Annotated in this window: 20 protein-coding genes, 1 tRNA gene and 1 pseudogene; 8 read left to right on the top strand and 14 right to left on the bottom strand. The window is 41.3% G+C overall.

Features of this window, described 5'->3' with window-relative positions:
- Positions 1 to 52: 52 nt before the first annotated feature.
- Together KO530_RS16435 and KO530_RS16430 are read right to left on the bottom strand one after the other, a co-directional pair.
- Entirely contained in the window at positions 53 to 697 is a 645-nt protein-coding gene (locus KO530_RS16435; protein WP_216049544.1) for a thiamine pyrophosphate-binding protein, read from the bottom strand.
- Positions 694 to 960, bottom strand: coding sequence for a hypothetical protein (locus KO530_RS16430; RefSeq protein WP_216049543.1), 267 nt, complete (start codon positions 958 to 960; stop codon positions 694 to 696). Before KO530_RS16430 ends, KO530_RS16435 begins: the two co-directional genes overlap by 4 nt.
- A gap of 140 nt (positions 961 to 1,100) precedes the next feature.
- Between KO530_RS16430 and KO530_RS16425 the strand changes: the two genes are divergently transcribed.
- Positions 1,101 to 1,559 (top strand): Lrp/AsnC family transcriptional regulator, encoded by a 459-nt coding sequence (locus KO530_RS16425; protein WP_216049542.1) that lies wholly within the window; start codon positions 1,101 to 1,103, stop codon positions 1,557 to 1,559.
- A gap of 89 nt (positions 1,560 to 1,648) precedes the next feature.
- On the opposite strand, the gene ccoG is transcribed toward KO530_RS16425, so the two are convergent.
- A complete protein-coding gene (ccoG, locus tag KO530_RS16420; RefSeq protein ID WP_216049541.1) occupies positions 1,649 to 3,055 on the bottom strand; it encodes a cytochrome c oxidase accessory protein CcoG in 1,407 nt (468 codons plus the stop codon).
- Positions 3,056 to 3,155: 100 nt separating this feature from the next.
- On the opposite strand from ccoG, the gene KO530_RS16415 reads away from it, so the two are divergent.
- Positions 3,156 to 4,595 carry a PLP-dependent aminotransferase family protein gene (locus KO530_RS16415; RefSeq protein WP_216049540.1) on the top strand — a complete coding sequence of 480 codons (1,440 nt, stop codon included), beginning with the start codon at positions 3,156 to 3,158 and terminating at the stop codon, positions 4,593 to 4,595.
- 325 nt (positions 4,596 to 4,920) lie between these two features.
- Here the strand turns inward: KO530_RS16415 and KO530_RS16410 are convergent, their stop codons facing one another.
- Together KO530_RS16410 and KO530_RS16405 are read right to left on the bottom strand one after the other, a co-directional pair.
- Positions 4,921 to 5,706, bottom strand: a complete 786-nt coding sequence (locus KO530_RS16410; protein ID WP_216049539.1) for an alpha/beta fold hydrolase — start codon at positions 5,704 to 5,706, stop codon at positions 4,921 to 4,923.
- Between the two features lie 648 nt (positions 5,707 to 6,354).
- A complete protein-coding gene (locus KO530_RS16405) occupies positions 6,355 to 7,158 on the bottom strand; it encodes a glucose 1-dehydrogenase (RefSeq protein ID WP_216049538.1) in 804 nt (267 codons plus the stop codon).
- Positions 7,159 to 7,770: 612 nt separating this feature from the next.
- Here KO530_RS16405 and KO530_RS16400 point away from each other — a divergent pair.
- Entirely contained in the window at positions 7,771 to 8,739 is a 969-nt protein-coding gene (locus tag KO530_RS16400; protein ID WP_216049537.1) for a S41 family peptidase, read from the top strand.
- A 594-nt stretch (positions 8,740 to 9,333) separates the two neighbouring features.
- Here the strand turns inward: KO530_RS16400 and KO530_RS16395 are convergent.
- From KO530_RS16395 to KO530_RS16375, 5 genes and pseudogenes are all read right to left on the bottom strand, one after another.
- Positions 9,334 to 9,528, bottom strand: a pseudogene (locus tag KO530_RS16395) (transposase); the annotation flags it as partial.
- Between the two features lie 324 nt (positions 9,529 to 9,852).
- A tRNA-Met gene (locus tag KO530_RS16390) sits at positions 9,853 to 9,929 on the bottom strand.
- 195 nt (positions 9,930 to 10,124) lie between these two features.
- Positions 10,125 to 10,427, bottom strand: a complete 303-nt coding sequence (locus KO530_RS16385; RefSeq protein ID WP_216049536.1) for a 4a-hydroxytetrahydrobiopterin dehydratase — start codon at positions 10,425 to 10,427, stop codon at positions 10,125 to 10,127.
- Positions 10,428 to 10,582: 155 nt separating this feature from the next.
- Positions 10,583 to 13,279: a TonB-dependent receptor plug domain-containing protein gene (locus KO530_RS16380; RefSeq protein WP_216049535.1), complete on the bottom strand. Its 2,697-nt coding sequence runs from the start codon at positions 13,277 to 13,279 to the stop codon at positions 10,583 to 10,585.
- A gap of 234 nt (positions 13,280 to 13,513) precedes the next feature.
- Positions 13,514 to 13,960 carry a MaoC family dehydratase gene (locus KO530_RS16375; protein WP_216049534.1) on the bottom strand — a complete coding sequence of 149 codons (447 nt, stop codon included), beginning with the start codon at positions 13,958 to 13,960 and terminating at the stop codon, positions 13,514 to 13,516.
- A 153-nt stretch (positions 13,961 to 14,113) separates the two neighbouring features.
- Here KO530_RS16375 and KO530_RS16370 point away from each other — a divergent pair, with 153 nt between their 5' ends.
- The 3 genes from KO530_RS16370 to KO530_RS16360 all read left to right on the top strand — a co-directional run bounded on the left by KO530_RS16370 (position 14,114) and on the right by KO530_RS16360 (position 16,390).
- Positions 14,114 to 15,016 carry a LysR family transcriptional regulator gene (locus KO530_RS16370; protein ID WP_216049533.1) on the top strand — a complete coding sequence of 301 codons (903 nt, stop codon included), beginning with the start codon at positions 14,114 to 14,116 and terminating at the stop codon, positions 15,014 to 15,016.
- Positions 15,017 to 15,238: 222 nt separating this feature from the next.
- On the top strand, positions 15,239 to 15,634 hold the full coding sequence (locus KO530_RS16365) for a DUF3718 domain-containing protein (protein WP_216049532.1): 396 nt from the start codon (positions 15,239 to 15,241) through the stop codon (positions 15,632 to 15,634).
- Positions 15,635 to 15,994: 360 nt separating this feature from the next.
- Positions 15,995 to 16,390: a DUF3718 domain-containing protein gene (locus KO530_RS16360; protein ID WP_216049531.1), complete on the top strand. Its 396-nt coding sequence runs from the start codon at positions 15,995 to 15,997 to the stop codon at positions 16,388 to 16,390.
- A gap of 167 nt (positions 16,391 to 16,557) precedes the next feature.
- Here the strand turns inward: KO530_RS16360 and KO530_RS16355 are convergent, their stop codons facing one another.
- The 4 genes from KO530_RS16355 to KO530_RS16340 all read right to left on the bottom strand — a co-directional run bounded on the left by KO530_RS16355 (position 16,558) and on the right by KO530_RS16340 (position 22,725).
- Positions 16,558 to 17,457: an alpha/beta fold hydrolase gene (locus tag KO530_RS16355; protein ID WP_216049530.1), complete on the bottom strand. Its 900-nt coding sequence runs from the start codon at positions 17,455 to 17,457 to the stop codon at positions 16,558 to 16,560.
- A gap of 104 nt (positions 17,458 to 17,561) precedes the next feature.
- A complete protein-coding gene (locus tag KO530_RS16350) occupies positions 17,562 to 19,361 on the bottom strand; it encodes an acyl-CoA dehydrogenase C-terminal domain-containing protein (RefSeq protein ID WP_216049529.1) in 1,800 nt (599 codons plus the stop codon).
- A gap of 24 nt (positions 19,362 to 19,385) precedes the next feature.
- Positions 19,386 to 20,567, bottom strand: a complete 1,182-nt coding sequence (locus KO530_RS16345) for an acetyl-CoA C-acyltransferase (protein ID WP_216049528.1) — start codon at positions 20,565 to 20,567, stop codon at positions 19,386 to 19,388.
- A gap of 37 nt (positions 20,568 to 20,604) precedes the next feature.
- Positions 20,605 to 22,725, bottom strand: a complete 2,121-nt coding sequence (locus tag KO530_RS16340) for a 3-hydroxyacyl-CoA dehydrogenase NAD-binding domain-containing protein (RefSeq protein ID WP_216049527.1) — start codon at positions 22,723 to 22,725, stop codon at positions 20,605 to 20,607.
- A 372-nt stretch (positions 22,726 to 23,097) separates the two neighbouring features.
- Here KO530_RS16340 and KO530_RS16335 point away from each other — a divergent pair, with 372 nt between their 5' ends.
- Together KO530_RS16335 and KO530_RS16330 are read left to right on the top strand one after the other, a co-directional pair.
- Positions 23,098 to 23,865, top strand: coding sequence for an SDR family NAD(P)-dependent oxidoreductase (locus tag KO530_RS16335; RefSeq protein WP_216049526.1), 768 nt, complete (start codon positions 23,098 to 23,100; stop codon positions 23,863 to 23,865).
- Between the two features lie 231 nt (positions 23,866 to 24,096).
- Complete coding sequence (locus tag KO530_RS16330) at positions 24,097 to 25,740, top strand: long-chain-fatty-acid--CoA ligase (RefSeq protein ID WP_216049525.1); 1,644 nt, start codon at positions 24,097 to 24,099, stop codon at positions 25,738 to 25,740.
- The last annotated feature ends 126 nt before the right edge of the window (positions 25,741 to 25,866 follow it).

Here is a 25,866-nt window from a genome sequence, read left to right as displayed (position 1 = left end):
ACGACGACACCATAAACTGGGAAACATCTCACCAGTTGAATATGAGATGAAATTAATGAAAAGTGCCTAATAAAGTGTCCAAGAAGAGTTGACCATTACACTCTTTGGTGGTCTTTCCCTTACCGACAGATAGATCGGCTAAGTACTGTTTAACCTCAGAACAAGATAATTCAGCGCTTTGTATATCTTTAGGAATATCTAGTGCTACCGGCCCAGGTTTTCCACCAAGCGCTTTATGTATCGCGAAACAAAGCTGACGAACCAGATCACCTTTGTGCAACACGAGTTGGTTGTGCTTAGTCGCGGTGCGAAACAAGCTGACGATGTTAGCTTCTTGAAACGCATCGGTGGCGAGTAATTGACTATTTACCTGACCAGTAATACACAATATTGGTACTGCATCCATCAATGCATCGGTTAATCCCGTCACGGTATTAGTCGCGCCAGGGCCGGATGTGGCAAAGACCACGCCTAACTTTCCAGTTGTTCGCGCGTAACCTTGTGCGGCATGAACAGCAGCTTGCTCATGTCTGGCCAATATATGCGTTATCTTGTTCTGCCGATATAAAGCATCATATAAAGGAAGTATTGCCCCCCCCGGATACCCAAAAACCGTATCAACGCCAAATTGAGTCAGTACATCAAGTAACAGATCTGATACCGTGATTGTCTTGTTTTCAGTCGGGCCTGAAGTCATCGCTGCTGCTCCACCTTAGTGTGTGACAAAACAAAATCCAGCGCGCCAAGTTTTTGCCAAAATCGCTGGGCAAATAGTGGGTTACTTTGTTCCGTGTCCAGTTGCAGCGTTAGCCTGTAATCTCCCATTGCAGTTTTGACTAAATCTAATTCATTAGGAACCAAAGACAACATCGTCAACAAGTCAATTATTCGAGCAAAAGCATTAATATCGGACTCAAATACAACTTCAATGCGCTGCTGTGTTTCATCGTTATGTTTCATGTGCTATCCGCTCACTTTCAACCAGGAATCAATACGAATAGTATTACAACGAACCCCTGCCATTTCCTTCCAATTATCAACAAAAAACGCTAAATTTATAAAATATTTATGCGCATAAATACATCAAAAGCGGAATTATTATGCTAGACAAAATAGATAAGTTGATTCTAATGGAATTACAACATGATGCGAGCCAGAGTTCTTCAGATATAGCGGCCAAGGTAGGCTCATCACAAACGGCTTGTTGGAGGCGTATCCAAAAGTTGGAGAGTGAAGGTTATATTAAAAAGAAAGTCGCACTTTTGGATCCTGAAAAGCTTGGTCTGGGAACCATTGTATTTGCACATATTAAACTTAGTGCCCATGGCCGAGCCCATTTGGATCAATTTAGTAAAGAAATCCAAAATATTAATCGGGTGGTTGAGTGTTATTGTCTAATGGGCGAGCAGGATTTTTATGCAAAAGTGCTGGTCAAAGATGTATATGACTATGAACGATTATTTTTCGAGAAGATATCCAAAATACCCGGAGTTGCGGAAGTAAAAAGTACAATGGCGTTGTCACATATTAAAAATACTACTGAATACCCAATAGAATAGACAAAACTCAAATATTATTCGGTGATGGCCCCAAATATAGGGAAGATAGTTCTTGGCTTCGCTATATTTGGGGTGCTTGATCTTGCGAGCTAAAGATTTGAAATAAACGTTGTATCTTGACTGATCAACTCACCTTTTTGATTGGTCACTGATATCACAATAGGATTAACTGTCTTATCCAGGTGTTGCTGATCCACTTCTACAGATATTGGATGGCGAATCATCTTTGCACCATCAATTGCAACGTTTGTCGTGCCATTTATTTTTGCATAATTTAACCCATGAACATTAATATTGACGACTTGTCGATGCTGACTTTTATTCATGATGACTAGGGTATATACGTTCTCAATATTGCCGTTTGTCGCTTCACGATAGAGTGTTGTTCTATCACGGATGATCTCAACACCGAGCGGTTTGCGCGTATAGATATCTAACGTTAGGGCAGCTAACATAATGACTAAAACGACCAAGTACCCCACTACACTGGGTCTTAATTTGACGGTTTTTTTACCCTGCAGCGCATTGGCAGATGTAAAGGAAATGAGGTTTTTTTCATATCCCATATTGGTCATCACATTATTACACGCATCCACGCAAGCACCACAATCAATACATTCATATTGAAGACCATTTCTAATATCGATACCTGTGGGACATACATCGACACACAAATTGCAGTCAATACAATCCCCCAAGCCTTTTTTCTGTCTTTGCTCTTGGGTTAGCTTTTTTGATCGAGGGCCTCGTTTGTCACCGCGCTGATTATCGTAAGTGACAGTCACCGTATTATTATCAAACATGGACGATTGGAATCGTGAATAAGGGCACATATGAATGCACATTACTTCTCTCATCCAGCCTGCGTTGCCGTAAGTGCATGCGGTGAAAAGCAACACATATATGAAAGGCCACAAGGTTAAATCAAACGTCACAATATCTATTACCAGTGATTTAATTGGCACAAAATAACCAACAAAGGTTATTGCCGTCACAAGGGAAACGAATAACCACAATCCGTGTTTGATGGTTTTCTTGACCACTTTGTTAGTGGACACAGATTGCTTATCAAGGTGTATTCGCTTGTTCTTACTCCCTTCAACAAACTCTTCTATCGCAACAAAAAGAAAGGTAAAGACAGTTTGCGGACACATGAACCCGCACCAAACTCGGCCTCTTAGTGTCGTTATAAAAAACAAAGCAAAAGCAGAAATGATAAAAATCCAAGCTAAAATAGTGAGATCTTGCGGCCACAATGTTAAGCCAAACAAATGGAATCGCTGTGCAGTGAAATCCAACAACACAGCTTGACTACCCGAATAACGTATCCAAGGCAAGATCAAGAAAATAGCCAGAAAAATTAAACCAGTAGATTTTCTGATCGATTCGAACTTTCCCTCGATCGAACGAATGTAGATTTTACTTTCCGGCTTAAACACCGGGATCTTAGGTGTTTCTTGGGTAATATCCACTACTTCAATTCTTTGCTCGTTCATTGCCTTTCCTATTTAAAGCGAGTGAAACAAATATTTGCTTTGATTGAAGTAATTTAATCGTTTACGATTAATGGTTACAGGTACAGATTCGTGAATTTTAATGGGTACAGATAACGCTAAGGCTAATGTAAAAACCAAATATCAAGTAATTGCTGATGCGTTAGAGCAACAAATTGAGCTGGGGCGATTTGATATAGGTGAAAAGCTCCCTTCTATTCGCCAACTTGCCTCTAATTTTAACGTTTCAAAGAATACTGCTATCAATGCATTGCAACAGTTAGAAAGTAAGTCGCTGATTGAAGCTAACCCAAAAAGCGGGTTTACTGTTAAACACAACCTTCAAAGCTCACTCCCAGTCTCTCCCGTTTTCACTAGCATCAGGCCAAACCGTATTTCAATACCTGAGCTACTACAGGATGTTATAAGCCGCGGTGCAGCGTTTGATATCAAGCCTAGTGCGCCGCTCGAAACAGAATATGGCTTAATAGGCAAATTGCACCAAAAGATAAACAAGTCAATGCGTACTCAAAGTGTGCGTAACTCGCGATATTATGACGACCCCAAAGGTAACCTAAGCTTACGGGAGCAAATAGCTCAACGATATGCTCGTTTAGGCCTGACAGTAGATAGAGAAGATATTTGCATTACCGCAGGATGCCAACATAGCCTATGCCTATCACTAATGGCCACCTGTAAACCCGGCGACAATGTCGTTATCGAATCTCCCGGCTTTTACGGTGTGATCCAGCTATTAGAAGAGTTACAACTCAATGCTATCGAAGTGCCATGCCATAATCTTTCAGGACTGGATATTGAACTCCTAAGAGATGTGCTTGAGAAATACAATGTTAGGGCATGTGTCGTCACCCCAGCATTTTCTACTCCCACGGGCGCATGCATGCCTGATGAAAACAAAGTCCAGCTATTATCGCTGGCTCAACGTTATGACTTTGCCGTTATCGAAGATGATATTTATGGTGAACTTGGATTCAAATTTAGACCCAAGCCGATTAAGTTTTTCGATGTCGATGAGCGAGTTATTTTGTGTAGTTCATTTTCCAAATCCTTGTCTGTCGATCTTCGCACCGGATGGATCATTGGTTCTCGTTGGGAGAAAAGAATTCAACGCCTGAAGATGGTGACGCATTTAGCTGGCAGTCAGGCCATTCAAATGGGGTTATCTGAGTTTATATCCTCTGGCAATTTCACACGTTATCTCAAGCAGCGTACCATCAGACTCGAGGAGTATCGAAACGCATTAGCCAGAACGTTGCATCAAGAGTTTGGAGCTTCGGTTCGCTACACACTTCCATTAGGAGGATTGTCATTGTGGGTGCAGTTGCCAAACGATACTAACACGCTCGCACTATATTACCGTGCATTGGAGCATAAGATTGTGTTGACCCCAGGGGCACTGTTTAGCTCTCAAGACAACTTTTCTAACTTCTTACGCATTAGCTTTTGTCACCCACTTACGCCGGAACGCGCTTCGGCAATACACACCCTTCATACACTGACAAAGCGTAAAAAGCAGCGTTGACGGGTTCCAACCTCACCTCGGTGGTTAAGGTGATACAGCCTTAAAAGACGGCGGTAATAGCGTGAATTCAAATATAGGCTACACGATAGCGAAATACATTCTGAACTGAAACAAGTAAAAAGAGGGTGAAATAAATTGGACCAACAACTTAAATAGCCTTAGTAGGGTCTCCCTGCTTACTCGCTGTATTACAATACTTGCAATCAAACGACGCAGGCTCAAGTTCTGAATCGACTTTTTGGCTAGCACAAAGCACTGGTGAAACAAGTCGCAGCCCCAAAAATATAATCGGCGTTAACACTCAATTCTCTGATGTCTTATCAACTTAATCATCGTTCATATCTTGTTTACTTTTTTCAGTCACCATACCAACAACATTCATGATCGCTTTTGCTATTTCGTCGGGCGCCTCAGTGTGAACCGAGTGGCCCCATTCATCTGAGCGGATATGTTGTCCATTTATTACTTGCTCAAACAGTTTGTTGTGAAGCGATAACCAAAGTGTTTTACCTTGTGCGGTTTCTTCAATGAACATTGGTTTTGAATGTACTTTTGTGGAAGTAAAAATAATTGTCGGCAGAGTTGCGGGTAATGGAATTAATTCTGGGTTTGCACTGTCAAGCGTATCAACTAGCAACTGATACTGGGACTGAAGGTGCGGAGGCATATAATTTGCTAAAATCTGGTCATCAGCAATCACTCGTTCCTTGTCTAGTGCTTTGAAACGCAGTCTATGCACTGATGTGGTCGGTTCAACAAGCACCATACCGTCAATACCTGACAAGCTGGTTTTTAACGTTTCTGTTGCTACTAAGCCGCCGTATGAGTGGCCTACCACTATTACGTTGCCGTAAAGACTGGCTTCTTTCACCCTTTTTCGCATTATCGCCACATCTTGAGCCAACGTAGTTGTTTCAGCATCACGAGCCATCAAGCTACTCCGGGTTTCGTTGAGTATCCTTATGGTTTTCGGCAAGTAGGCTATCACTGGGCTCCAAGTGTCACTTTTCGTGCCAAACCCAGCCTCAAAAATAACTGTAATATCATCAGCGGTTGACGCGGCTGATTGAAAAATGCAGAGAGCTAATATAGCTGCTTTTATCAATTGCATTGAAAGTTCCTGATTATGTCGAAGCAAACTGGCACCAACACTAGCAATGAGGAGGTGAAATCAGAGTCAAATTATTTTCAAAAATTTACGACTGCGGACGCAGCCGCATTTATTCACGCTTTGTAGCAGCCTTCCATTCATTGCAAAGTAATGAGTACATTTCTAAATCTACAAGGCTACCTCTACACCATATCGGTTGTCTGAACGTTCCTTCACAGACAAAACCTTACTTCGTAAGTATAGCTAACGATACTTCGTTTCCGCAGACCGTTACCGCCTGAAGTCGGTTGAAGAGTGTTGATTCAAAGAAAAACTGCGGAAACAAACGCAACGCTTTTTCGCATATCCCTTTTGCCTGTGCCCTGTGAAAGTACGATAGTAAACCACTCTACCGTCTATATAGTGAAAGGTTGTAAAGCTCCCTATTTCACCAACTAGGTTGTGATCATTATCTTCAATGACGAGCCTGCCACAGGTACTCTGCCAAAATCCATTTTGGTTAAACATGTCATAAAATTAACTTTCAGAGACCAGCGATACGGGCATAAACGCACTAGCATAACTGAAGTCCTGACTTAAATCGTAAAGAGAGGATAAGTCTTTTCTGGGTACTGTTCTAATAGCTATATCGTTCGACCTTATCACAATCTAACTCTTACTCGGCGCTGCCGCAGTGCCAGCCAAAATGCCACCATCTACGTTCAACTCAATACCAGTAACATACTGAGACTCATCGCTGGCTAAATAAACTGAAGCATAAGCCACATCTTCTGGCTCTCCCATCTTTCCAATGGGTATTTCTGCTGCAATACTTTCAATGGCTTTGCAACGACTTTCCCCCTCTCCAAGCATTGCATCCCACATGGGTGTCAATATTGCCCCGGGGTGTATTGAATTACATCGAATTGGATAAGATTGCTGTGCACAATATAGTGCAACTGACTTGGTATGATTTCGCACCGCAGCTTTACTCGACGCATAAGCGGCGGCCCCTGGGATACCTACCAATCCTGAACGAGAAGAAATGTTAACTATGCTCGCTTTTTCGGAAGACTTCATAAGACTTATCGCATGTTTACATCCCAGCATTACGCCGTCTAGGTTTGTGCTATGCACTTTACGCCAAGTATCCATACTAACGTGTTCAGGATCAAAAGGCCCAGATGCTTCCATAAACCCTGTAATGCCTGCGTTATTGACGAGAATATCAAGGTGGCCATGCGCTTTTGAAATAGCCTGTATTACATTTACCCAATCTTGCTCAGAGGTAACATCTAAATATCTAAACGACGTGTTGGTGCCGATAGCCTCTGCGGCTTGCTGCCCCTTCACACGTTCAATATCCGAGAGAATTACAAGGGCTCCTTCTTTAGCGAAAACCTCAGCCACTGCTTTTCCAATGCCTTGCGCGGCACCCGTTACAAGCGCAACTTTATTTTTTAACCTTGCCATTATTTCTCCAAGAGAACGTGTCACCGAAATTCAACAACACATAGTTTAGGTCATGATCGTGACCCACTACTTATGCTTTACTTTATAACTCACATTGACATCAGCATTGAATACATCATCCATCGCATCGCGAATGTTATAAGAAATAATAGCGTAAGATATTGAGGGTAAAATTTAGGTAAAACATTTAGTTCTAGCCACAAACGGATTCCTTTACCTATTTTTTACCCTCCATGGTTTACGTTGCGGTATCTATCATCAAAATGACAATCAGGATATGGGAGATTTTATTTTGCCAAATTCGAAGTTGCGAATTACCTTTTCAAACCGTTTGTTCCGACTACAAAAAACAATAACAAACGGTGTACTACTCGATGTACAACTAGAACAAAATTGAGTTGACTACGCAATAGGTAAGGACAAAGTGCTAGATAAATTTACTGAGATGCTTCACTAGTCCGGCATGCTCAAACAACTCTAACCTTGAAATCAATAATCACGTGTAATTCTTTGAACAGGCATGATTAACACGTTAAATTACCTGAATAACCAATGGTGAAAATATTGAAATACTTATTGTACTTGGTAGTAACGTTTTGGTGCGCTAGCACAATGCCGCTTGAGCTTCATGAAAAAAACGATGTCATAAAGTCGTTACAAGCAATTATCGCAGGCAACTATGTTCTCACTGAAAATATTCCTCAGATAGACAGATTGTTACTCAGTCTGAATAAGACCTCCGCGGTAAGAAAAATCAACTCTTCAGAAGCGTTTGCTTCTTTACTTACTGATGAACTGCAGGTTTTTGATAAGCACTTCACAGTTCAATTTATTCCAAATCAACTAAAAGAGGCTCAGCTAGGAGTAAAAGAAAGCTGGTTTGAAAAACTGGACAGAAGTAATTCTGGATTTAATAGAGTAGAAATTTTAAAAGGAAATGTGGGATATCTTGATTTTTGGGGGTTCGATTCATTATCAGACAAGTCAAAAAGAACCGTAGAAAGTGCGATGCAACTGTTATCACATTCCGACGCCTTGATTATTGATTTAAGAGAGAATGGTGGTGGCAGCGCAGAAATGGTTCAGTTTATTAGCAGCTATTTCTTACCTGAGAAAACCCATTTAAACAGCTTTTACACAAGACAAACGGGGCTTACTTCGGATTTTTGGACACTTGATGAAGTCGATAGAATTTTCCCAGAAAATGTGCCGGTTTACATTCTTATTGGCGCTAACACATTCTCTGCAGCGGAAGAGTTTGCCTATAACTTTAAACACTTAGGGCGGGCAACAATCGTGGGTAAACCGAGTAAGGGTGGAGCGAATCCATGGCAATGGTTTGATATAGGTCACGGATATAGAGCCGGAATCCCTGTTGCAATGGCAATAAATCCAATAACAAAATCCAATTGGGAGGGCGTAGGCGTTATTCCACATGCAGTAATCGACTCTGAAAAGGCCCTTTCCAAAGCACATGAAATGGCGCTCAAAGAGATTTCTAAGACCGAAAAGAACAAATTCAAACTCGACGAGATAAATGAAAAGCTGGGCGAGCTATATTCTTCTGCGCTAAAAAAGTAAGTGTATTCAACGGTAGTACATAGCTTTAAAACGTATACTTAAGGGAGATATAGTAGCCTTATTATGGTGTAACATATTCACACAGATTAGCTTTGGTTCAACTTCCCCTCAGCACTCCCGTTCTATTTCTTACCCCACCAATTCCATAAATTTACAGGTATTACTGGCAAGTCGGTAGGCATATTAGATTCAAAGTCATAGCATTCTGGGGGCAAACGTGTTGCGGTTAATCTCAAAAACTAGCATTATTTTAATGAAATCATAAACCATCAATTTCGTTGAAAGTTCGGTTCGGCCTCCTGCTCGCTATTTGAGCGTAGCAGAAGAGACCTGAAAATAACTAACATTATTGTAAAATGTCAAACCATGATGTTTTTTAATAAACTATTATATCTCTGCACAGCGGAAACCAAGAACCGCGTATTAAGTTTTATTATACTGTCCGACCTTTCCCCTTACCTCGCTGAGACTGTGCTAGCATCGCTTCTAATATTTTGCGAAATTATTTATATGCTAACTGCGGTTCGCATATAAATGACTCCCAGTTCTCATAGTGCAGCTCTACGCTGACTAGTCATACACAGGGTTCACAAAATTCAGATCAGCAAACAGCGCTTTGTGTCTGCGATTCTCATCCTCAAGGTCCTTAAGGCGCTTGATTTCTGAGGCTTCCATACCACCGTATTTCGATTTCCAGTTGTAGTACGTTGGCTCTGAGATATCGTATTCGCGGCAGACCCCTTTTAAAATCTTAACGATTTTTGTTTCCGTGTATCGGGACTTTTTCATTAGGAGTTTTCCTTCTTGGCTCAGTGTGCGCCGGAGAACTCTAAAGAGGTATGCCACGAGTTTGGGGAATGTTTACAAAAGATCAACTAACATGCGCAGGTTCAAAGGACCTTGATGCATACTATTTTGATTCATCTTTATTTAAGATAATTTAGTTTGTAAATCAGATATCCGAAAAGATCACTTAAGAAGAGATAGAAACGTTTTGAATTCTGGGCACAAAATGGGCACGTTTTGGGCACCGCGTGCCCAAAAGTGAAAAATGAGTGAGATTTACTGAATTTGAGGCATAAAAAAAGCCCTGATAAATCAGGGCTTTCTATGTGGTTGCGGGAGCAGGATTTGAACCTACGACCTTCGGGTTATGAGCCCGACGAGCTACCAGACTGCTCCATCCCGCGCTTGAAACTGGTTTGATTGGGTAGTTGTTTTGTTTCTCTTCCCTCTCAAGTGGTGCGTATTATACATAGCCATTTACGCTGTGCAAGCAAGATATGCAAAAAATGCAATAAAACTTTAATATTTCAGACCGTTCGGTCAAAAATAACACAAAAGGCTTGATTTACGTACGATTTGACCACTATTGCTGATAAAAATTAATTAAATAAATCCATTTTTTCTGCAAGTTTAAAATCTAATTCACTGATCCCACCCACATCATGGGTGGTTAATTCAACATCTACCTTGTTATAGACATTGAACCATTCAGGGTGATGATTTAATTTTTCAGCCCAAATCGCAACTTGAGACATCCAACCAAACGCACGAATAAAACTTTTAAACTTAAAAGTCTTGATTAGTTTAGTACCATTTACTTGCCACTTTTGTTCTTCACTTTTACCTTCATTGATATCTAAAAGTGCATCTATGATTTGTTGTTGTGTATATTTTTCAGCCATGACCAAGTGTCCTTATTAAAAACGAGCTACCAGTGTTGAAAAAAACCGCAAAGATTAAAAGGGTTTAGTGAAAAAAGTATCGAGATTTTTTGGAAGGGGTTATTTACAAAAAATCCCCGAACTAGGTCGGGGATTTTAAATAAACATATTTAAGCTTAGAACTCGATTGCTAATCTAGCGTAAATTTGTCGACCACGTGGATCATGTACTTTGGAGTCAAAACCACTGTTTGTGAACAATTGAGGAGGCTCTTCGTCCATCAAGTTAATACCACCAATAGATAGTACATAACTCATGTCAGACTCTAACATTGTTCCCAAATCAAGATTGTATTGAGCATCAACCGTTACGTGACTGTCTACTTCGTAAAAACTATTAGTCGCACATACACCGCCAGTTGCTAAGGTGCCATCGCTACAGTTTTGATCATCATCATAGCCGCTGATGTAACGAACAAATACGTTAGCTGCGTGAACGCCTGTATTCCAATGTAATCCTAGATTCATACGTAATTCAGGTGAAGATACGCCAATATTATTAAAGTTACGTCTGCCTGCACCATCAATTTCACCAGCCTGGGGATCATTCAAGTCATACTTGGTAATAAAGGTTGCATTAATTGAAGGCGTAAAGGTACCCGCGTTTTCTGTTTCTATCTTGTAGCTACTGACAAAATCTAATCCAGAGGTCTTTAACGAGCTAGCGTTAACATAAGTATTATTAACTTGTAAAACAGGACCAGTTAAAGGGTCTCCGGCGCGAACAACGCGGTCAGGATTCGTAGGCTCAGCATTTAGTACCGCCTGAGCGTTCTCTTGAATAATTAGATTATCAAACTCGAAACTCCAATAATCTACCTCGATTGATAAGTCATCAATAGGTTCAAAAGAAACACCTAAGTTATAAGCAGTCGATTCTTCAGGCGTGAGATCTTCATTACCCGAAGTACGGACAGCTGCGAATGCCTGTGCTTCTTGCACCGGGTCGATCAACTGTTGTAAAGACGTCGCACCACCATTTCTTAAAAATACAGTTGGCGCTCTGAACGATGTTGATACAGATGCGCGTAACGACAAGGTCTCACTAGCCCGATAAGAAAAAGCTAGTTTTGGATCTAAAGTATCACCTATAGAACCGCCGTAATCTTCGTAACGCAAGGCTATTTGAATATCAAGATTTTCGCTAACGGGTAAAGCTAATTCGCCAAACACAGCCCACACATCTAAAGAGCCTTCAAAGTCAGGGTTACCAATTACAAACGTAAAACTGTCTTGGTTAGCCAAAGAATCATAATCTTGAGATAGTTTTTCTTCTCTATATTGCATTCCTAGCGCAACTCCAGCTGCACCACCTTCTAAATCAAATGCTTCGAATGAAGCAAAGCCTTCAAACACTTCTAAATCAGCTTTTGAATCAATCGATTCTTCACCGGTAAATGAATCAACCACATACTGAGAGTTAGGTGCTGTAGTGAAAGAATTAGCGAATGGATTAAAGTATTCACAGTCCCCTTCCCCTGGCGTTCCAGTAAGTGGATTACACTGACTTCCGCCTAACCCATTTAACGCTAAGTTAAACTCTGTATTTAACACATCAGGTACTTTAAATAGGAAGTCATTGACGGCGCGGGTATAACTCACTTCCCAGAAACCATTTTCTAACTCACCTTGCAAAGCAGTATTAAATCTAAAGGTATCTGATTCAGTTTGCGCGGGATCTCCATCGAAACCATTACCTTCGGCACGTCCAAAGAAAGCAACTGGCGCACCGAATGGGTTTTGCGGATGGTCAGCAGGTACGATAGGTGAAGTTAATATAGGGAAGCTTGGCGCTCCACCACGCTCGGCACGGTTTCTTGCGTAACCAAATTCGGTGGTCCACATAATTTCTTCCGTTAGCTGATAAGTACTTTGTGCATAAATATTAGTACGAGACTCATCTGCAACATATGAATAATAAGGACCAAAGTCGAATCCACATAAACCAATTTCAAGCCCAGGAATAGTTCCACTAGGAGCACGTAAATCAGGGTAGCCACCAAACTCTTCGCAACCATAGGGGTCAATAATAGGTAAGGTTCCTACCCCTGGAATGGTTAAAAAATACGAACCAGGGTTACCTAAAGCACTGGTATCATCTTGAGGACGACTAAGACGACGGTCGCTAATAAATAAAGGGGAACGATTGGTATAACTGACCGCAGCCATGATATTCCCTTTATCACCGTTAGCTCCCCACAAGCCTTGCATCACGTATTCTTTATTATCGCCATGAGCACCATCTTGGTAATCAAAGCTCATCATCGCGCCTTCATAATTGCGTTTAGTAATGAAGTTAACAACACCGGCTACAGCATCAGATCCGTAAAGCGCTGAGGCACCGTCCTTAACTACTTCCATTCGATTTATTGCTATCATCGGCACCAATGAACTGGTATCAACAAAGTTCAACCCTTCATTAGTTGGTTGAGAATTTACAACCTGACGACGATTATTCAGCAGTACCAATGTTGAAGCGACCCCAAGACCACGTAAATTGATATTAGAGGTACCTGCAGTTGCATTTTGGGTAAAAGCATCGGGATTATTTTCAGAGCCCGAGTTAATGGTGAGGGTTTGCGTAATATCTGCGATATTTTTAGCACCGATGGCGTCTATTGCTACGCTATCGATAACCGCTAAAGGTGATGGTGATTCAAAATTTTCGGAACGTCTTACAAAGCTTCCGGTGACCATTATTAGTTCTACTTCTTCATTAGCTTGTTGCTCCTGTGCAACAGCCACTTGAGGCATCGCTAAAAATTGCGTAGAGACTATTGCCGCTATCGCGCTAATACGAGTCTTGATTTTCATTGAGTGTCCCCTAAATCAATGTGAGCAGCAGCGGTCTAAGCAACATCTAATAGCAATGTGATAAAACCAACACTCTCACTTGATAGTTTTTAATTTTTGTTTTGGGCTAGCGATTTCCCGCAGCCTCCCACAAATAGTAGGGGGATAATCGCTCTATGTAAATTTACTGTTACTTATATGTTAACATTTGCTAAATATATGGCCCTACCAGTCGATAGACAGGTAGACCAGATACTACTGAACTAGAAGCATCAGAAACTTCCCAATCATGGCCGGTTTTTCTCTGTTTTCAATTTCTACTTGGGTGTTAAACCTATATAGAACACCTGTGGGTTTAACCGTCTTAGATTCCAATGAGACGTGATACCGAATCCGATCATTCACTCTGACTGGCTCTAAAAACCGTAGCGTATCGATACCATAATTCAGCAAAGTTTGCGTTGCAGAGTTCAATTCAATTAATTGATAAAATGCATTTGGCATTAACGCCGTTGACAATAATCCGTGGGCAATAGGCATCCCAAACGGACTCTCTTTTTCACACCGGGATTTATCCACATGTATCCATTGGTGATCATTTGTTGAATCGGCAAATTTATTAATTGTTTCTTGATCAATAGTAATCCAATTAGTCTCGCCTAAATTATCGCCTTCTACTAAATCTATTAAAGCTTTTGACATGTATCACCTTCATTTATTTACATTAATTAACAAATATTTTAAATCTTACCAACCTAACCACTATTAATGAAATGAATGTTATGTATAATGTTCTATCATGATTTTTAATAAACTATCCGTCTTGGTTATGTGAAATTTAAATATAGGATCCATATGAATTTAAATCGAATTGACTTGAATTTATTTGCTGTTTTTGATGCGATTTATACCGCTGGCAGTCTTACCAAAGCAGCAGATGTTTTATGTATTACCCAACCAGCCGTTAGTAACTCCCTTGCTCGATTACGGGATATGTTGAATGACCCATTGTTCGTGCGTACGGGTCATAGTATGACCCCTACTCCAGTCGCTCAAAATATTATTGGACCTGCTAGGGATGCACTCTCATTGTTAAGAAAAAGTGTGCAAGACAGCCATACTTTTAATCCTGAAACAGCTGAAAAAACCTTTCACTTTGCCACCCGAGATCTTTTTGAAGCGAGTTTAATGCCCAGGCTACTTGCCAATTTGCAAACCAGAGCCCCTAAAATAGCAATAACGAATTTTGAACTGTCTCGAAATGCGGTCGTGTCCGCGATGGCAAGTGGTAGTTTAGATTTCTTTGCTGACTCATCAACCTTCACTGATCCACACTTGTGCAAACATCAATTTGCCCAAGATAGATTTGTGGTGATGGCACGGAAAAATCACCCAGATTTGCGTAATGGTATTGATTTAGAAACATTTTTGCGACTCGGCCAAGTCAATGTATCCCATCGACGCAGCGATCCCGGCCCAATTGAATTAGCATTAGACAAAATTGGTAAACGACGCAAAATAGTATTGCGTGGCCAACATTTTTTGACTATTCCCAGTATCATAGTAAAAACAGATTTGATTGCGTGTATTCCCTATCACCTCGCAAAACACTATGACCTGTCATTTTATGAAATGCCCTTTGAAGTTCCATTGGTAGAACACTATCTGTATTGGCACGTAAGCGCAGATCATGACCATGCGCACATTTGGATGCGGGAACAGATTTTAGAAGTGGCCCGCCAATTTAATCACCACTAATACACACTTGACTAGATTCCAACTCCCTAGAAACTACGGGAGTTGGATTGTTAAATTTGGGATTTCCCCGCATATTCTCGTGACATCCCATATCATTGGCAATGTATAAGGCTCTATACCTTAGTATCAACAGTTAGATTTTAACTGGTGTAAAACCCGCGTTTAATCAACCCCGTCAAACGCAGACACAACAATTAATTTTATTTACTGAGGAATTTAGCCATGTTGAAAATTGTTAAAACTTCTATCGCCATCGCAGCCACGTCTTTAATATTAACGGGAACCGCCCAAGCAGATATTAACGATGCTTTGCAGAACATTTGCACTATTGTAAAAACCGATGATAAGGGTGAGCTTCGTAAGAAGATGAAAAAAGTGCAGTCAGATTACAGACTAAAATTAAAAGATTATTACGCCGGTGTGTCCTGTGGCGGGAACAGTCTAATACGCACAGCCATGTTAAGTGATGCTGTTGAAACGGGCACATTAATGGTTAAAAAAATGCCAAAATCTGATTTAACGACTCCTGAAAAGGACGGTAAAACATTACAAGCTTGGATAGCAGAAAATGGCTTAGATGCCTCACCTATTTCTGCCGTGATCAAAGATCGCATCTAAAGACTTTTTATAAAGAACTAAACCAGTTCAACATGGTAAGTAGACGTGCGCTGTCTACATCCTCGGAAAACAGCCTCATTTGAGGCTGTTTTTCGTTATTAGTAACGGATTTATTAAGCTCAAATTTTTAATCCAAAACTCAAGTTATACACACCTCAAAAAAGTAAAAATGCGTTTTTACAGACTTTTAAAATTAAATATTAATCATATATATCAGTATTTTAGGCAATATCACACACATTATGGTATAGCTTCGCATACCCAAGTATCAAGGCGCAGATTTTAATGTGCCGTGAAATCGTTTTTAATTAATCCCGTCAAAACGTGAACCAAAAATTTTAACTACTGAGGAATTTAACCATGTTGAAAATTGTTAAAACTTCTATCGCCATCGCAGCCACTTCTTTGTTACTTGCGGGTACAGCCCAAGCAGATATTAATGATGCTTTGCAAAATATTTGCACCATCGTGAAAACTGATGACAAAGGTGAGCTTCGCAAGAAGATGAAAAAAGTACAATCTGACTACAGATTAAAATTAAAAGACTATTACACAGGTGTATCCTGCGACGGAAACAGCCTAATCCGCACAGCAATGTTAAGTGACGCCATTGAAACGGGTACGCTTATGGTGAAAAAAATGCCAAAGTCAGACCTAACCTCTCCAGAGAGTGATGGAAAAACATTGCAAGCATGGATAGCAGAGAATGGCTTAGATGCTTCTCCTATCTCAGCGGTGATTAAAGATCGCATCTAAGGACTTTACTTAGAACTGAACCAGTTCAACATGGTAAGTAGGCAGGGCGCTGCCTACGTCCTCGGGAAACAGCCTCTTTTGAGGCTGTTTTTCGTTTAATCAAACAAAATATGAATATTGATAAACAACATTACATACTAGTAATAGCGTCTATAGACCAAGGCTGACTAACCTAAAAAACGTTCAATTTGCTCATTTACCTGTTGAGGATATTGGTGATGCAACCAGTGATTTGCATTCTCAAACCTAACCACTTTTAGATTGGGCACATAATCATCTAAACCATTTAATATCTCAGGAACAAACGCTAAATCACGAATCCCCCACAGCACTAATGTTGGTACATTGATTCTTATATTAGGGATCTTCATCTTTTGTGTATCTTTAACAGGCCCAGAAGCATGCCCATTAGTATTAACTGGTGCTAACTGAGGCATGACTCGATAGTAATTTAACATTGCATCTAAAACCCCAGAGATTTGCCAACTTTGTTGGTATTCCAATATTTCTGCAGGGGTCAAAGCAGAATTACCATTTTCATCCAAGAACATATCTTTTAAAAAGCGAAAATCATCTTCTGATACTTTTTCAATCGCATCAGATGCAATAAGTTGATGTATGTAGCCGCTTTTTTCTCGTTGCACTTGATTGCTTATCATTTCACGGGTAAAAGTGCTCGGGTGAGCTGCGTTTAAAATCACTAAACTGGAAAACAAATCTGCATGAAAAGCCACAAGTGGCCAGGCGATTGCCCCACCCCAATCGTGGGCAATAAGTGAAACAGGCTGTCCTGCAGCAACAAAAGTTACAAACCTACTCAACACTTCGACTAAATTAGTAACTTGATAAAATTCTATATCGTTTGGCTTAGATGATTGATTATAACCCGGAAGATCAGGGGCAATCACTCGGTAGTGTTTACAAAAGTGGGTCATTTGATTTCGCCAGGTTCGCCAATTTTCTGGAAAACCGTGTAAAAATATCAGAGTTCCCTTGGGAGCGTCACAATCACACATTTCTACATAATGAATGTAGCAGTCATCAATTTGGGCGAGTTTACTTTGCATAGACGTATCCAAAATTTTGCTTAGTTCAGAGTAAATAAAAAAGCGGATGAAATATCATCCGCTTTTATCAAACATAAACCTGTGTAGTCTAACCAAGTTTACTATTAGTCAATCATGAAATAATCAACTGGCATGCTCATTAAGTTTTCAGAGCCGGTTTCTATTGCCGAAGCATGAGAACGCGTGCGTGAAAGTAATCGAGCAAAGTAGAAACCAGCAGTTTTCAGTTTTGCTTCGTAGAACGCAACTTCTGAAGTTCCTTCATCTAACTTTTGCTGGGCAACGACAGCCATTTTAAGCCATAGGTAGCCAACAATAATGTAGCCAGAATACATTAAGTAGTCCACAGACGCTGCGCCCACTTCATCAGGATTTCCGGCTGCACGTTTGGCTATTTCCTGAGTCATTTGAGACCACTCATCAATGTGTGATTCAATTGCATTAGACCAAGCATTAAATTGTGATTTATCTCTTACACTCAAGCAATATTCTTGAACTTCCTTAATAAATGTTTTCAGCAATTCGCCATTGGAACCAAGAATTTTACGCCCCAACAAATCGATAGCTTGAATACCGGTCGTTCCTTCATACATAGTACAGATTCGAGTATCACGGGCTAGTTGCTCCATTCCCCACTCTTTGATGAATCCGTGTCCGCCATATACTTGCATACCATAACTGGTTGTCTCTTGAGCGGTTTCCGTTAAGAAAGCCTTAACAATCGGTGTTAATAAAGCAAGCTTAGCTTCAGCTACTTGTTTTTCTTCTTCATTTTCACTGTATAGAGTGATATCCACCATTTGCATACAGTAAATTGCCAGAGCGCGATTGCCCTCAGCAAAGGCTTTTTGGGTCAACAACATACGACGAACATCTGGATGAACGATAATTGGATCTGCAGGACCTTCTGGATTAACCGGACCTTTTGTAGAACGGAACTGCAATCTATCTTTGGCGTAGGCTAATGCACCTTGGAACGCAGCTTCGGTGCCAGCTAGACCTTCCAAACCAGTACCGATTCTAGCGGTGTTCATAAAGGTGAACATGCAGTTCAAACCGCGGTTTGGAGGACCAATTAGATATCCCTTAGCGTTATCAAAGTTGATAACACAAGTGGCACTGGCTTTGATCCCCATTTTGTGTTCAATAGAACCACATGCAACGTTATTGCGGTCAAGAACTTCACTTTGCTCATTTACGTTGAACTTAGGCACAACGAAAAGAGAAATACCTTTAGTTCCTGCAGGCGCATCTGGTAAACGGGCTAGAACGATATGCACAATGTTTTCAGAAAAATCATGCTCACCAGCAGAAATAAATATTTTAGTTCCAGTCAGGCTATAAGTACCATCATCATTTGGTACAGCTTTGGTTTTCAACATCCCCAAATCTGAACCACAATGGGACTCAGTCAAACACATAGTCCCTGTCCAACGACCTTCAATAAGAGGTGGCAAGAAAGTTTGTTTCTGTTCGTCGGTACCGTGACTAGTAATTGTAGCGATACACCCCTGACTCAAGCCAGGATACATAGCCCACGAATGGTTTGCACCAGATGTCCACTCAGCAATAGCTGAGGCCAATGAGTACGGTAATGCTTGACCACCGTATTCAACTGGGTGGGTCATCGAAGGCCAACCACCCTCGCAATAGGTTTTGTACGCTTCTTTGAACCCAGGAGGGGTTGTGACATTGCCGTCTTCCCACTTACACCCAACTTCATCACCAATTGCATTAATTGGTGCTAAAACATTTTCTGTAAACTTTGCCGCTTCGGCGGTAATAGCTTCGACCATTTCAGGGTTTGCATCTTCAAAACCTAATTTTTCATAATGCTTTTCGAAACCAAGCAGTTCGTTCATAACGAACAAGGTATCACGTACCGGAGATTTATAATTTTGCATATTTTTTACTACCTTTATTATTCTTTAATACACTTCAAATAAGCCGGCCGCGCCCATTCCGCCGCCTATACACATGGTGCAGACTACGTATTTCGCACCTCTACGCTTACCTTCAATCAACGCATGTCCAACCATACGTGCGCCACTCATTCCGTAAGGGTGACCAATCGACACAGCGCCGCCATTTACATTCAGTAATTCAGCAGGAATGCCAAGGGTTTTCTGGCAATAAAGCACTTGCACGGCAAATGCTTCATTCAATTCCCAAAGGCCAATATCTTCTATTTTCAAACCATGTTGCTTCAGCAGTTTGGGGATAGCGAAAACGGGACCAATACCCATTTCATCTGGTTCACAACCAGCCACAGCAATTCCTCTATACGCGCCAAGGGGGGTAAGGTTTAATTGCTCAGCTAATTTACTGTCCATCATAACGCTGGCTGATGCACCGTCAGATAGTTGGCTAGCATTACCCGCAGTAATACAACCACCTTCAATGACCGGTTTAAGGCTATTTAGTCCCTCTAGGGTAGTCTCAGCTCGGTTTCCCTCATCCTTAGTCAGAGTCACCTCTTCTAGGCTCTGCTCTTTTGTTTCTTTGTTGACGACAACTTTTGTTGCTGTAACTGGCACTATTTCATCATCAAACTTACCGGCTTGTTGTGCCGCTGCAGTGCGCATTTGACTTTGATAGGCATATTCATCTTGTTCATCACGGCCAATACCATAACGATTAGCAACCACTTCTGCGGTTTGTAACATTGGCATATAGATATCTTTGTGTTTGGCAACTAAGGCTTTGTCTACCGCACGATACATATTCATTTTGTCGTTCTGAACTAAACTGATTGAGTCCAATCCACCGGCAACCATAACGGGCACATTATCGGTGATAATGTGTTTTGCCGCAGTTGCAATAGCGTACATACCTGAACTACATTGGCGATCTAACGTCATGCCACCAACAGTAACGGGTAAGCCACCAGCAAGGGCACCTAAACGACCAATATTCATTCCACCAGAACCCTGAGTAAGGGCACTACCTAAAATAACGTCATCGACACTTGCTGGATCAATACCCGCTTTTTTAACCGCTGCGCTAATTGCGTGACCAGCCAAACTCGGCGCTTCTAGATTATTAAAGGCACCGCGATAAGCTCTGCCAATTGGTGTACGTGCTGTTGAAACAATAACTGCTTCTTTCATAATCAATCCTTAAATTCTTTACAATGTTTATAGTTCTTTACTTACGGAAGTCAGAAAATCGCTTGCCTTGTTCAGCCAATTTTTTCAGCAAAGGCGCTGGTTCAAACCACGCTTTCCCGTATTCACCCAACTCATCACGATATTTACACATCGCGGCATACACTTTATCTAAACCAATTTCATCAGCGTATTGCATTGGGCCACCACGATGGACAGGGAATCCGTATCCATATACATAAATAACGTCGATATCACTGGATTTGGCAGCAATGCCCTCTTCCAAAATATGTGCACCTTCGTTAATTAATGTGAAAATACATCTCTCAAGTATTTCTTGATCACTATGCTGACGTTGCTCCACGCCTAAACGCTCAGCTTCTTGTTTAGCAATTTCTGCTACGTCGGGATCCAAAATGGGCTTTCTGTTACCCTGCTCATAAAGATAAACACCTTTACCCACTTTTAACCCTACACGACCGTCTTCAACCAAACGATCGGCTACTACGGCATAACTAGGATCATGAGCAATATGTTCTTGTCGAGATTGACGAACAAAATAACCTATGTCTAAACCTGCCATGTCGCCCATAGTGAATGGCCCCATAGGCAATCCAAAATCATAAATGACTTTATCTACATGCTCTGGGGAAGCGCCCTCTAACATCATTCGGTTAGATTCACGTCCGTAAGGTTCAATCATGCGGTTGCCGACAAAACCAAAACAAACGCCAACCAATACCGCAACTTTGCGAATTTTCTTAGCTAATTGCATACTCGTTTTGATTACATCAGCCGAGGTTTTTTCACCCTTAACCACTTCTAGCAGTTTCATCACGTTTGCCGGACTGAAAAAGTGCAAACCAATCACGTCTTCAGGTCTCGAGGTACAAGCGGCTATTTCATTCACATCCAAAGTAGAGGTATTGGATGCCAAAATAGCACCTGGTTTACACACGGCATCAAGTTGAGTGAAAACTTGCTTTTTCACGTCCATCTTTTCAAATACAGCTTCGATTACTAGATCAACATCCGCTAGACCAGCATATTCAGTGGTGCCTTGTAGCAAGGCCATACGAGCTTCAACGTCTTGTTGACTGAGCTTGCCTTTTTTCGCAGAGTTTTCGTAGTTACGACGAATAACGCCTAGCCCTTTATCAAGAGCCTCTTGCTTAAGTTCAAGCATAACCACAGGGATACCAGCATTGGCAAAATTCATTGCGATCCCGCCACCCATGGTGCCAGCACCAATAATACCGACCTTTTTAATTTCTCGAACTGGGGTGTTTTTGTCGAAATCAGAAACGTGTCCTGCAGCTCTTTCCGCAAAGAAAAAATGCTGTTGAGCTCTTGCTTGTGGAGATTTCATGCACTCCATAAACAATTCGCCTTCTTTTTCGAGGCCTTTTTCTAAAGGCAAACTAACGGCGGCCTCGACGGCTTGAATACATCTTTCTGGAGAGAAAAATCCGCGGGCTTGTTTGGCAATACCTTGACGATATTGAGCAAACAACTCTGCCGGAGCAGTCGCTGGGTCGATTTCAATATCTTTCACTCGTTTAATTGAACAACCGTCTTTAATCAGAGCAGTGATAAATGCGAGACTTTCGTTTAGTAAGTTTGCTGGCTGCTCAACAATTAAGTCAAAAACTCCAGTCACTGCGGATGCTTTAACCGGTTTACCAGAAACTATCATATCCAATGCTTTTGCCACGCCGGCTAAACGAGGTAAACGCTGAGTACCACCTGCACCAGGCAGAATTCCTAGGTTAACTTCTGGCAAGCCAATTTTATTATCTGCAAAAGTAATTCTGTAATGACAGGCCAAAGCGACTTCCAGTCCACCACCAAAAGCTGGACCATTTAACACTGCAATGATTGGCTTGTTAGCATTCTCAATCAAATCCAGTACTACCGGTAACAACGGCTCCATGTCTCCTGAGGAAAATTCACTGATATCTGCCCCGCCAGAAAATAATCCTAACTGAGAGGAAATGGCAATTGCTTTGATACTTGAATCGTCCAAGGCCCTTTTTATTTCATCAATTAGTCCTACACGTACCGACTTCGATAATGCATTAACAGGCGGGTTTTGCATCATAACTAAGGCAATCTCACCTTGATTTTGACTTACTACAGCAGCAGATTGTTCAGTGCTCATAAAATCCTCAATTTAAAGATTAATAATTCATTAGAACGCTGATACTAGGCCAGCCCACTCAATCATCCAAATTTATTGATTTTATAATTGCAAATAAATGAAATTGATATAGCTGATAGCGGTTGATTTTGTTGATTATAAGGCTAACTGCCCGTAAACAGGGAATTCTTAGATATTGACTTTCGGTTTTGCATCTGATTTTCTAGATACATAGCTTTACATACCGTTAACACAAAAACGTTATTTATCCCTTAGAAAATTAGTTGGTTACAACTCACTTTTGTAGTTAAACACCAACGATACTTCATCCAAGAAGTAAGGATTGATGGGCTGTAAATATTATTTAAACCATTTTAAAAGAAGGTACATTTTTTGGACTCACTTCTCGATTTTAGCGGCCAAGTGGCCATGATAACAGGAGCTGCCAGTGGATTTGGTCGTTTACTTTCACAAGGTTTGGCAGCGAGGGGTTGTAACTTAGTCATTAGTGACATCAACAGTGAAGAACTTGCGAATACGGTTTCATCCCTTAAATTGGGAGAAAACAAAGTAATATCAATGCTTTGTGATGTAAGCAAAGAAGATCAAGTTAAGGCGATGGTTGATGCTGCAATTGAAAATTTCGGCAGACTCGACATCGGCGTCAACAACGCAGGAATCGCCCATCACTTAACGCCTCTGCATAAAATAGATCAAGCGACAATGGACAGCCAAATGGCGGTAAATGTAAATGGTGTCCTGTTTGGCATGAAGTATCAAATTGAAGCCATGTTAAAACAAGGTTTTGGTCATATTTTGAACCTAAGTTCAATGGCCGGAATCGGTGGTGCTCCAAAAGGAGCAGCTTATGCAGCTGCCAAACATGCGGTGGTAGGTCTAACTCGCACTGCTGCGGTGGAATATGCCAAAAAGGGCATACGCGCAAACGCTATCTGCCCTTTTTATAGTCCGACCAATATCTTAGCGTTAGACGGTTTTGATTCACCAGAAAATCAACAACGCTTAGCACAAGGATCACCGATGCGACGATTGGGCCAACCTCAGGAAATAGTCAACACCATGATACTGATTTTATCTCCTGGAAACTCATATATGAGCGGTCAAACCATCGCGATTGATGGTGCAGTCAGCGCTTGGTAAAAGTAACGTCAGCGCTTGGTAAGAGTAGTCTCAGCGCTTGGTAAAAAAATAGCCTAAGCACCTAATAAACATAGCGTCAACGTTTGATGAAAATAGCGTTGACGCCCGGTAAATCAGCGTCATAGCTTGGGGCATTGATTCAATTTTTTAGTAAAAAGCAAACGCTGAACTTTCCGAAAAATAATTTCTCGATTTTAATCACAATCTAGTTAGCTTAATAGGAGCTGATACATGAAAGGACTAATGATGAATACGCAATTGATGATATCGTCAATATTGCGTCATGCTGAAAAAAACTTCCCCACTCGTGAAATAGTATCTGTTACCGCAGACAATCCACGACATCGATATACCTACGCAGATTTTGCCAAACGCACCCGCCAATTAGCCAATGCTTTGGAATCAATGGGAGTTAAATTTGGAGATCGCGTAGGCACATTAGCGTGGAATGATTATCGGCACCTAGAACTTTACTATGCTATTTCTGGCACTGGCATGGTTTGCCATATGATTAATCCAAAACTTTTCCCTGAGCAAGTCAATTACATTATCAACCACGCAGAAGATAAAGTGTTGTTTGTTGATGTATTAGTAATGCCATTAGTTGAAGCCTTGCAGAATCATCTCAAAAGTGTTGAAAAAATTGTGGTGTTGACCGACCGACAACATATGCCAGAAACGACTATTAAAAACGTTATCTGTTACGAGGAGCTCATAGCGCAATTTGATGACAACTATCAATGGCCAGAGTTTGATGAAAATACCGCTGCGGGTATGTGTTACACCTCAGGTACCACAGGTAACCCTAAAGGCGTAGTGTACAGCCACCGTTCAACGGTACTGCACGCCTATGCAGGCTCCTTACCTGATGCAACATGCGCGTCTAGTAACAGCGTTACCCTCCCCATAGTGCCGATGTTCCATGTAAATGCTTGGGGTATTCCCTATGCTGGTGTGATGGTTGGAAGTAAGCTAGTGATGCCGGGGCCTAAAATGGCTGACGGAGAAACATTACAATCCCTAATTGAAAACGAAGGCGTTACCCTCAGCTCTGGTGTCCCCACAATATGGATGGCGTTGTTAGAGTACTTAGATAAAACCGGCAAAAAGATACCCACTTTGAAGTGTGTCACTGCTGGCGGTGCGGCTTGTCCTAGAGGTATCATTGAACGCTTCAAACATGATTATCAAACAGAAGTAAAACAAGGTTGGGGCATGACGGAAATGAGCCCACTAGGTACCTTATTTACCTTAATGCCGGGCATGGAAAACCTCTCCGATGAAGAAGATACTGAACTTCGACTCAAACAAGGTAAAACCGTATTTGGCGTTGAAATGAAAATAGTCGATGACGAAAACAATGAGTTACCTTGGGACGGAGTGGCATTTGGGGCCCTAAAAGTGAAAGGACCGTGGATTGCAACCGGCTACTACGGCATGTCACAAACCCCTGGAGACGATGACTGCCCAGTTGATGAAGATGGTTGGATGAATACCGGTGACGTTGCGACTATAGATCCACAAGGATATTTGCAAATAACCGATAGAACCAAAGATGTGATTAAGTCTGGAGGTGAGTGGATAAGTTCTATCGACATTGAAAATGCCGCTGCAAGTCACCCACAGATAGCCGAAGCGGCGGCAATAGGACGTTATCATCCTAAATGGACAGAACGACCTCTTCTAGTGGTGGTTCAAAATGAAAACGCCAACTTAAGCCGCGATGATGTCATTGATTATTTGAAAGACAAAATCCACAAATGGTCGCTTCCTGAAGATGTTGTATTTGCCAACGAACTTCCGCATACAGCCACCGGAAAACTTAATAAATTGGCATTAAGAGACAACTACAAAGACTACGAATTTCCTCATTAAGCCACTATAAAACGGTATATCATGAAGCAAAATCTGCTTTGTGATATGCCGCCATCAGGTATAAGTACTCATACCGATGTATCAAGCAATGACTTCCTTTCACCTTCTAAATCACTTTAAATTGAG

This window comes from Aliiglaciecola lipolytica, assembly GCF_018860635.1.
Lineage (GTDB): Bacteria > Pseudomonadota > Gammaproteobacteria > Enterobacterales > Alteromonadaceae > Aliiglaciecola > Aliiglaciecola lipolytica_A.
This window is presented reverse-complemented; position numbering and strand designations above follow the sequence as displayed.

Bases quoted from the DNA above. Each gene is read 5' to 3' on its own strand.
- KO530_RS16385 (WP_216049536.1), bottom strand. From the start codon at position 10,427: ATGGCTGAAAAATATACACAACAACAAATCATAGATGCACTTTTAGAT.
- KO530_RS16360 (WP_216049531.1), top strand. From the start codon at position 15,995: ATGTTGAAAATTGTTAAAACTTCTATCGCCATCGCAGCCACTTCTTTG.
- KO530_RS16415 (WP_216049540.1), top strand. From the start codon at position 3,156: ATGGGTACAGATAACGCTAAGGCTAATGTAAAAACCAAATATCAAGTA.
- KO530_RS16370 (WP_216049533.1), top strand. From the start codon at position 14,114: ATGAATTTAAATCGAATTGACTTGAATTTATTTGCTGTTTTTGATGCG.
- KO530_RS16435 (WP_216049544.1), bottom strand. From the start codon at position 697: ATGACTTCAGGCCCGACTGAAAACAAGACAATCACGGTATCAGATCTG.
- ccoG (WP_216049541.1), bottom strand. From the start codon at position 3,055: ATGAACGAGCAAAGAATTGAAGTAGTGGATATTACCCAAGAAACACCT.
- KO530_RS16355 (WP_216049530.1), bottom strand. From the start codon at position 17,457: ATGCAAAGTAAACTCGCCCAAATTGATGACTGCTACATTCATTATGTA.
- KO530_RS16405 (WP_216049538.1), bottom strand. From the start codon at position 7,158: ATGGCAAGGTTAAAAAATAAAGTTGCGCTTGTAACGGGTGCCGCGCAA.
- KO530_RS16430 (WP_216049543.1), bottom strand. From the start codon at position 960: ATGAAACATAACGATGAAACACAGCAGCGCATTGAAGTTGTATTTGAG.
- KO530_RS16425 (WP_216049542.1), top strand. From the start codon at position 1,101: ATGCTAGACAAAATAGATAAGTTGATTCTAATGGAATTACAACATGAT.
- KO530_RS16350 (WP_216049529.1), bottom strand. From the start codon at position 19,361: ATGCAAAATTATAAATCTCCGGTACGTGATACCTTGTTCGTTATGAAC.
- KO530_RS16400 (WP_216049537.1), top strand. From the start codon at position 7,771: ATGCCGCTTGAGCTTCATGAAAAAAACGATGTCATAAAGTCGTTACAA.
- KO530_RS16330 (WP_216049525.1), top strand. From the start codon at position 24,097: ATGAAAGGACTAATGATGAATACGCAATTGATGATATCGTCAATATTG.
- KO530_RS16340 (WP_216049527.1), bottom strand. From the start codon at position 22,725: ATGAGCACTGAACAATCTGCTGCTGTAGTAAGTCAAAATCAAGGTGAG.
- KO530_RS16410 (WP_216049539.1), bottom strand. From the start codon at position 5,706: ATGCAATTGATAAAAGCAGCTATATTAGCTCTCTGCATTTTTCAATCA.
- KO530_RS16375 (WP_216049534.1), bottom strand. From the start codon at position 13,960: ATGTCAAAAGCTTTAATAGATTTAGTAGAAGGCGATAATTTAGGCGAG.
- KO530_RS16345 (WP_216049528.1), bottom strand. From the start codon at position 20,567: ATGAAAGAAGCAGTTATTGTTTCAACAGCACGTACACCAATTGGCAGA.
- KO530_RS16380 (WP_216049535.1), bottom strand. From the start codon at position 13,279: ATGAAAATCAAGACTCGTATTAGCGCGATAGCGGCAATAGTCTCTACG.
- KO530_RS16365 (WP_216049532.1), top strand. From the start codon at position 15,239: ATGTTGAAAATTGTTAAAACTTCTATCGCCATCGCAGCCACGTCTTTA.